This window comes from Alteromonas profundi, from assembly GCF_010500865.1.
In the GTDB taxonomy this organism is placed as follows: domain Bacteria; phylum Pseudomonadota; class Gammaproteobacteria; order Enterobacterales; family Alteromonadaceae; genus Alteromonas; species Alteromonas profundi.
Genome location: NZ_JAAAWN010000005.1, coordinates 236,864 through 244,415, shown reverse-complemented (window position 1 = coordinate 244,415; position 7,552 = coordinate 236,864). Strand labels below are relative to the sequence as shown.

General features: G+C 44.5%; 6 protein-coding genes and 2 pseudogenes. All 8 read right to left on the bottom strand.

Features of this window, described 5'->3' with window-relative positions:
- Positions 1–122: pseudogene (locus GTH32_RS19475) on the bottom strand (transposase); the annotation flags it as partial.
- Between the two features lie 206 nt (positions 123–328).
- Positions 329–529, bottom strand: a pseudogene (locus GTH32_RS05950) (hypothetical protein); the annotation flags it as partial.
- Between the two features lie 285 nt (positions 530–814).
- Positions 815–2,353 (bottom strand): sensor domain-containing diguanylate cyclase, encoded by a 1,539-nt coding sequence (locus tag GTH32_RS05945; protein WP_163084319.1) that lies wholly within the window; start codon positions 2,351–2,353, stop codon positions 815–817.
- A gap of 150 nt (positions 2,354–2,503) precedes the next feature.
- Positions 2,504–3,325, bottom strand: a complete 822-nt coding sequence (locus GTH32_RS05940; RefSeq protein WP_163084318.1) for a sterol desaturase family protein — start codon at positions 3,323–3,325, stop codon at positions 2,504–2,506.
- Between the two features lie 30 nt (positions 3,326–3,355).
- A complete protein-coding gene (locus GTH32_RS05935; protein ID WP_163084317.1) occupies positions 3,356–3,994 on the bottom strand; it encodes a CDP-alcohol phosphatidyltransferase family protein in 639 nt (212 codons plus the stop codon).
- On the bottom strand, positions 3,988–4,638 hold the full coding sequence (locus GTH32_RS05930; protein ID WP_163084316.1) for an ATP-binding cassette domain-containing protein: 651 nt from the start codon (positions 4,636–4,638) through the stop codon (positions 3,988–3,990). The genes GTH32_RS05935 and GTH32_RS05930 overlap by 7 nt, the downstream gene beginning before the upstream one ends.
- Complete coding sequence (locus GTH32_RS05925; RefSeq protein WP_163084315.1) at positions 4,619–6,388, bottom strand: ABC transporter permease; 1,770 nt, start codon at positions 6,386–6,388, stop codon at positions 4,619–4,621. The genes GTH32_RS05930 and GTH32_RS05925 overlap by 20 nt, the downstream gene beginning before the upstream one ends.
- Entirely contained in the window at positions 6,385–7,512 is a 1,128-nt protein-coding gene (locus GTH32_RS05920) for an ABC transporter substrate-binding protein (protein WP_425482361.1), read from the bottom strand. The genes GTH32_RS05925 and GTH32_RS05920 overlap by 4 nt, the downstream gene beginning before the upstream one ends.
- Between the last annotated feature and the right edge of the window lie 40 nt (positions 7,513–7,552).

Here is a 7,552-nt window from a genome sequence, read left to right as displayed (position 1 = left end):
CGATGCTCAAAGCTTTTACCGTTTTCCTCACCACATAAAAACGCGCGGCGTACACAGCGCGAAACGCAGTGATAATACGGTGTATCCAATAAACTAATTTGCGACTTTCTGGCTTTAGGCATGGGGCGTTCAAACGTTAATTTACTCCTTTAACAGTGTGAATAGCTAACAAGGTTAAAGAAAGTGTACTGAAGTACAGTTTTGGCGCCGTGCTTTGTGCCTGTCTTAATATGTTTTATGCCTGTCACAATAAGTTAACTATGCCTGTCTTGATTAGTTCCTTGATTAGTTCCCTCATGCTATGCCTGTCTTATTAGTTTTTTAGTTTTACCCCATAGTTATTTCTGTCTTGGCTTAAACCACTAATGTTGCGAATACTGTTTTGTAACGTTCTCGCGCCCTGCTCTTTTAATAAGGTGCTATCCACAACCAGAACAGCCGCGGGCGTTTCCATCAGTGTCATATTCGACTTTATCGCCGTGCCCGACTCTAAAATAAGCCGGTTGTGGCGCCCATATACAGTTATAACACCAAAATCTTGATTAATGTTTTCACTTATATCGGCTTGCTCAACGCTTTCTTACTCTACTGTCGTTTGCTGATCTGCAAAAACAACAGAAAAAGAAAGTAATGAGAAAAACGCGGTGGTAGCACTTAGTGTTTTAGAATACTTAATTCAATTTAATTTATAATTAAATGGAGTATTTCTTAAGCGGGGGATGCAAAGTAAGAATCATTAAGTATAAAAAACGACCTCCTAGAAAAAACTAACATACTATATGGGGCATTTGAGATTAAGTTAGATAGGTGTAAGCTATTGTGGGGGATTGGATGAACTGCTTTGCGGCATATCATGCCAAAAACGAATGCAATTGCGTCCCGCGGATTTGGCCAGATATAACGCACTGTCTGCCCGCTTTATTAACCTAACCGGGGTTAGCTTATTTGGGCTTTCTAAACTTGCAACGCCAATACTTACGGACAGTCGCTGATTATGAGGCGCCGATGTAAATGTAATTTGCCTAGCATGTATATTAGATTGGATCCGCTGTGCAACCTGATGAGCGATAGCGTGTGTAGCGCCCGGCAAAATAACGGCAAACTCTTCGCCGCCATAGCGAGCGACAAGGTCTTCATTGCCTATACAACTCGCTTCTAATACCTTAGCAACCGCTTTTAAAGCATTATCGCCGCACACGTGTCCATACTCGTCATTAAACAGTTTGAAAAAATCTACATCAAGTAGCAACAAACTTAACGAGGTTGAATTCTTCCAATGCCTTGCACAGTCGCGGGTCAATGTTTCATCGAATAATCGACGATTGGCAATATGGGTAAGGCCATCAATATGCGCCAATTTTTTAAGCTTTTCATTGGCCTTTATTAATTTTCCTTGGGTGCTTTCAAGCTGCTGTTTATTATGGATATGGTTAAGTGTATTGGCTAACATGGCGCCAATACGTTTAAGATAGCTAATATCCTGCTCTTGCCAATAATAAGGGCTTCCGATTATATCGCAGCCAACAAACCCGAATATATCATCGCCATTTTTCAGTGCCACTATAAGTACAGAACGTATTTTCTCGCGTTCAAACTCTTCTTTCTCTGCACACCCTTCTTTTGGCATAAGTGCAACATCATCTATTTGAAACACGCCCTTTTGGGTTAGTATTCTGCGCAAATAAGGTAGCCCGGATATAGGCATGTCTTGCAATTCATCTTTATGAGGGCTCACCCCTGCCGCTACCCATTCGTGGGTATTAGAGGCAAATTGGCGTCCCTCTGACAGTTCAAATAGATAGCATCGATCAACATTGCAAAATGAACCGTAGGCTGCCAAGCATTCGTCGAATATACGATCTTTTTTGTCTTTTGTTGTATTGATAAGTTGAGATGCGAATTTAGCCATCAGTCGGTTAAAAGTGATATGCCTACTTACCGGTGCCATATCATCACCACCTAATACCAAAGTACTCTGCACGGTTTTAACCGCAATAAGCACCCAACGTTTACCCGCCATCTGTAACACGCTGCTTTCTAAGAAACATTGGGTACTTCGCGACGCAATTTGCAGCTGAGCCCATTGACTGAAATGTCCGCCTTTTTCTGCAATATGTATCGGGCAAGCATCTCCCTCAAGCCGTAACTTTGTCACTGGGTCAAAAAAGACGAGTGAGGATAAGCTAACATCAGTTTCGAAGTTATCTCCCCATAGGTGGATAAACGTGCGACTCGCATAGACTTTGGCGTCACCTTCACACTTAAACAACATGCTCACTGGCAGGTTTTTAAATTGTGCAACAACATCCCTTTTCAGCAAAATGTAGCCTTTATTATTTCGTACTATTTTCATCGAAACGCGATAAGACAAAACAAATATTCGAACCTATCTTCTGCGAAACGCCTCTTTTGTATCCAATAAGGGTTAAAAGCCCTAACATTTTCAAAAACCGGTCTAAGCGGAATCTCTCTGTGTACTACAAAGCTCCTGCGTGCTTTTTTCTTATTTGGGTATCGGCTTACTCTTGTTTTTTTTACTTTTATGAAACGGCAAACTAAGCAGGGTAAGCAATGACGCATTCCCCGCTGTTGCGGGGTAATCTTTTTGGCCTATTAGTATCTTATTATCGTCTTTTGAGGCCTCATAAGTATAGCTACCGAATAATTTATCCCACCAAGACACACTAAAGCCAAAATTAGTATTGGACTCCTGCCACCGCTGACTATGATGTATACGGTGCAAACGCTGGGTTATTAGCACTTTACCTACCAGATCATCCAATTTTCGAGGAAGACGAATATTGGCGTGATTAAATATAGCAAACCCATTTAATGCCACTTCAAATATCACTACGGCTATAGCTGGCACCCCTAACGCTGCCACTGCAAACGCTTTTATAAATAAGCTTAGTACAATTTCTATGGGGTGAAAACGCAGCCCGGTGGATGTGTCTACATGGCTATCCGCGTGATGAACCTTATGAAGGCACCATAATAAAGGTATCCGATGGAACCAACGATGTTGCCAATAAATCACTATATCTAACAGCAGTACACTTAATGTTACTGTAACCCATAAGGGGAACGATAGCCTATAAAACAACCCAAAATTTACATTCTCGGCCCACAAAGCAACGCCCACCAAAGCACCAGGAAGCACAATGCGGGACACTAGCGCACCTATCACCACAATAGCGAAATTACTGCGCCAGCGGATATTGCGGCCAATCTTTGCGGCCCTTGCTGGCTGTAGAAACTCCCATATTGCCATGACGGCAAAAATACTAATAAACACCGCTAGCCTAACAATTACTTCATTATTCATAGGCGCTCCTCCAACACATAATTAACGAGGCTAAGGGCTATCACTGCTTCGAAGCTCTAACGTTCTAAGCGTAGTAAAACCAAAAAATATTCGTGTGCCGACTGTTAACGCGCACGCTGCGGCGAAAAAATATGCGAGGGGTGCGAAATAGGCGGGCCAAAGGCAAAACGCGATGAGTACAACGATGGTTTCCGTGCCTTCCGTTAACCCCTGCATATAGTAAAAACTCTTATTGGCAAACTGCGGACGGTTAATTTTGTACTTTTCTGCTGCTATGGCAAAAGCAAGAAAACTACTGCCAGTACCTACAAAGGTAAAGATAAGCACAAGTGCAGGTATTCCCCAATGTAAGGGGTCGGATACGCCAAATGCCATGGGTATTGCCGCATAAAAAAGAAAATCTAGACTAATATCGAGAAAACCACCCGCACTACTGCTGCTATGTTGATAGCGCGCCAACTCACCATCTATGCCGTCACAAATACGGTTTGCAATAATGCATGCCAGTGCTATCCCCCACCATTGCAAAATTATGAATGGTACGGCCGCCATCCCTATCACAAAACCTAATACGGTGATTTGATTAGGTGTTATTGCGTTTTTATCTAACCAAGAAACTAAGGGCTTTAATAAGGGTTTAATAAGGGGGGTAATTTTAGCGTCTAACATGGTGGCAACTCTATTATTCGGCCACCTGCAGCGATGGCGTCTTGTTTATCATGGGTAACCATTAAGGTGGGTAATTGTCGCTTTAACAATTGCTCAAATACCCATTTTCGCATTTGGCCGCGAGTATTAATGTCTAACTTACTAAAAGGCTCATCAAGCAGAACAGCACTAGGCGAAGCAGCAAGTGTTCGCAATAAAGCAACACGCGCTTGTTGGCCGCCGGACAAACTATGTACAGGCCTTGTCGCCATATCTGCTAACCCTACCGATTCAAGCATAGCGGCGATACGCGTTTGACGCTGACTGGCCGCTATTTGCTTATTTTGCACCATGGCAAAGGCAATATTTTCTCCAACGTTCATGTGTTCAAACAACAAAGGGTCTTGATACAGCACGCCTATTTTTCGCTTATATGGGGGTAAGTCATCAATAAGGGCGGTATTTAAATAAATACACCCAGTTTGCTTAAAAGGTTCGCGCAGTTGCCCTGCAATGGCATTAAGTAGGCTCGATTTCCCCGACCCACTTGGCCCCATAATAGACACAACTTCGCCCGCCTTAATCTCAACATTCACTTCAAGTAAAGGGCGTTTGCCGGCGCTATTTTTGTTGTAAATTGCCAAATTATCCAGCTTTAGTGTCATATACCGGGTTTCCTATTACAGAGTTAGCTTGTGTGCTGGGGTTAAAAAAGCGCTTGGGAAGCCACCACGCAAGGAGGAAACCCAGCCAAGGTAATATTGCCTGGAGCACCACATAAACAGCAGTCAGTCGATAACTGCTACCGGATGCTAGCGCTACCGCTTCTGTGGTAATAGTAGGTATGCGCCCCCCGGTACTCAGTAGCGTAGGTAAATATTGGCTAAAGCTGATTGCAAGACCTAAGGCAAACGCCACTAATAAGGGGTTAAAGAGCATAGGTAACTTAATTGCTCTAAACACTTGCCAAGGCGTCTTCCCCATACCATACGCCACTTGAATATATCTCGCATCAAGCTTGCGATAAGCCACCGCTAGGGAAATAAACACATAGGGCAATACATACACGAGATGAGTAACAAACAGTGGCCCCCATTCCCCTTGAGGGAAGAAACGTTGCTGAAACCACACCAAACCATATAAAAAGGCGACCCCTGGCACTAACAGGGGTAAGAAGAGTACAACAACAAAGAAACGGTTATTCATGGGTAGCCAGCGCGATTCTATTTGTACCGTTTCAGACTCTAATGTCATGACTGTCATAATAAGCGCGACTGCGCTCACGATAATCCCGAGCAGTAGCGTATTCCCCAATGCTGGCGCCACACCGCGCCATGCGGTCTGCCAATGCAGGGTAGTGATGCCATCTGGCAACAAATTTGGAAATGTCCAATAAGTTGCAAACGACCACAGCAGCACTGCATAAACCACGGCTAAACTCATTGCGCCATAGAGACCACACAAGCTATAGGCGAAGGTTTTTAGTATTCCCCTACGAATATACGATTCACCTGAAAGGTATATTAGGTGACGGCATCGATAAATCCCCTGCTCACTCACAAACCAAATCAACAACGCAAATACCGTAACCAATAACTGTACAACTGCCGCGGCGCTGCCCATAAATCGCATAGACAAGTCTACATGGTTAAACCACTGAACCACGGCAACGCTTAACGTCGGCGGATAATTACTACCAAGTAATAGGGGAATTTCAACGTTTGCAGTAGCAAAAGCTAACACTGCTAACAAAGGTAGGCGTATTTGCGGATAAAGTAGGGGTAACACGGTTTTACAGAAAATAGTTGAGGGCGAATACCCAAGGGCGCTTGCACTTTGATAATAGCCGTGCACTTTACGGGCGATTTGCGGCTGCGATAGTACGCCTAATGCAATAAGTAAAATAAACGGAAGTTCTTTTAGCGCCAGCCCTAAGGTGATCGCGATCCCGTAATTATCGTAAGGAAAAAACCAATAAATATTAGTCACGCCACTGCTGTGTGTTAGGCCCAAAACATCGACCATACGCGCCACTAACCCAGAGGGCGATAATATAAATAACAAAGCAATAGCCACCCCAGCATGAGGGAGAACCAATAGCGGGCTAAACAAACGCTGAATTTTCTGTAAGTAACGCGACTGGTAAAACACAGCCAATAAAGACAGGGCCCCGAGGGTTGCAAGCAAAGTGGCACTAACGCCAGTTAATAACGATAGCCCTATCATGACACCGATGCCATCCACGGCGAACAATTGGGCAAAGCCTGTAGCATTGAAGCTGTCACTGCCCAAAGCGGGAAAGTAACCAAATGCCGGAAACAAAACCCCCACTACGCCGGCCAAAACCGGAATGCTTAAAACAGCCACAAAGGCTATCCGCGCTATCAACGTGAAACGTTGAAAACCAGTAATCATAATCGCTCCCCATAGCGCTTAAACCAAGCATCTCGCAATGTATCCGTCCAACTAGCGTGAGGTTCTGCAAACAGCGGTACGGCCGTGCTTGTTGAAAGTGCAGATGGATGTGTTTGTTGGGTGTTAAACCATTCCTTTTGTCGCTCACTTAGTAACGACATATCAAGCACAGTGGCATCCCCCCACACCGCAAGTTGCTGTTTTTTAGCTTGCGCTTTAGGAGAAAGTAAGAAGTTCACCACTGTTAACGCAGATGTCCGGTGAGCCGCATTATACGGAATACCGAGAAAATGCACGTTAGCTAAACTGCCTTCGTCCATTGCATAAGTGCGTGTAGAACGAGGCAAGTCGAAACGCGAGACCGCACTGGGTATTTCTGCTGCCGTAAAAGAAAACGAAAGCCATAAAACCTCGCTGTCCATTAGCCGCTGAAGCGCCGAAGCTTGGCGAACCATATGCGTCCCTTGTTGCCACATTGTTGGATGCAACGCATCAAGATAGCGCCACAGGGCCGCACTAACCGTTTTGAAGGCGCGCTCTGTCACAGGTTTATATAGTAGCGCTCTATGCTGTTTATTTAACGCAACTAACACATACTTTAAAAAACTCACCCCCAAATAATCTGTAGGGGCCGGATACGTAAATCGTCCGGGGTTTTCACGAGAAAAACGCAGTAACTGATGTACATTTCTAGGTGGCGTAGGCAATAACCGACTATTATGATAAAACACCAAAGACGCTTTCCCCCACGGTGCTTCTTGGCCTTCTGTCGCTATCCCAAAATCGGTAACCATTGCGGGGTTCTTTTGCGCATTGGTAAGGGTAAAATTGGGAATTGACGATACCCAGTTTGGCAACAGTAATTGATGCTGTTTCATCGCAGCAAAGTTTTCGCCATTAACCCATATCAAGTCAACGCTGCCGTTAGTATGGTTACCTGCAGCTTTCTCAGCAAGTACACGCGATACTGCGTCGCTCGTATCCGCTAACTTTACATGGTGAAGCGTAATTCCGTACTCTTTTTGCAGTTGCTCACTTACCCATTGCAAATAACCGTTTACCTGGGCACTGCCCCCCCATGCGTGAAACTGCACAACCTCAGCTTGTGCTATTACGCTAAACATAAGCAAATGCAGCGATACCAGTATATATTTCAATATCGCC

What these genes read in the sequence shown, in the direction of transcription:
- GTH32_RS05945 (WP_163084319.1), bottom strand. Translation starts at nt 2,353, where the DNA reads ATGAAAATAGTACGAAATAATAAAGGCTACATTTTGCTGAAAAGGGAT.
- GTH32_RS05940 (WP_163084318.1), bottom strand. Translation starts at nt 3,325, where the DNA reads ATGAATAATGAAGTAATTGTTAGGCTAGCGGTGTTTATTAGTATTTTT.
- GTH32_RS05935 (WP_163084317.1), bottom strand. Translation starts at nt 3,994, where the DNA reads ATGTTAGACGCTAAAATTACCCCCCTTATTAAACCCTTATTAAAGCCC.
- GTH32_RS05930 (WP_163084316.1), bottom strand. Translation starts at nt 4,638, where the DNA reads ATGACACTAAAGCTGGATAATTTGGCAATTTACAACAAAAATAGCGCC.
- GTH32_RS05925 (WP_163084315.1), bottom strand. Translation starts at nt 6,388, where the DNA reads ATGATTACTGGTTTTCAACGTTTCACGTTGATAGCGCGGATAGCCTTT.
- GTH32_RS05920 (WP_425482361.1), bottom strand. Translation starts at nt 7,512, where the DNA reads ATGTTTAGCGTAATAGCACAAGCTGAGGTTGTGCAGTTTCACGCATGG.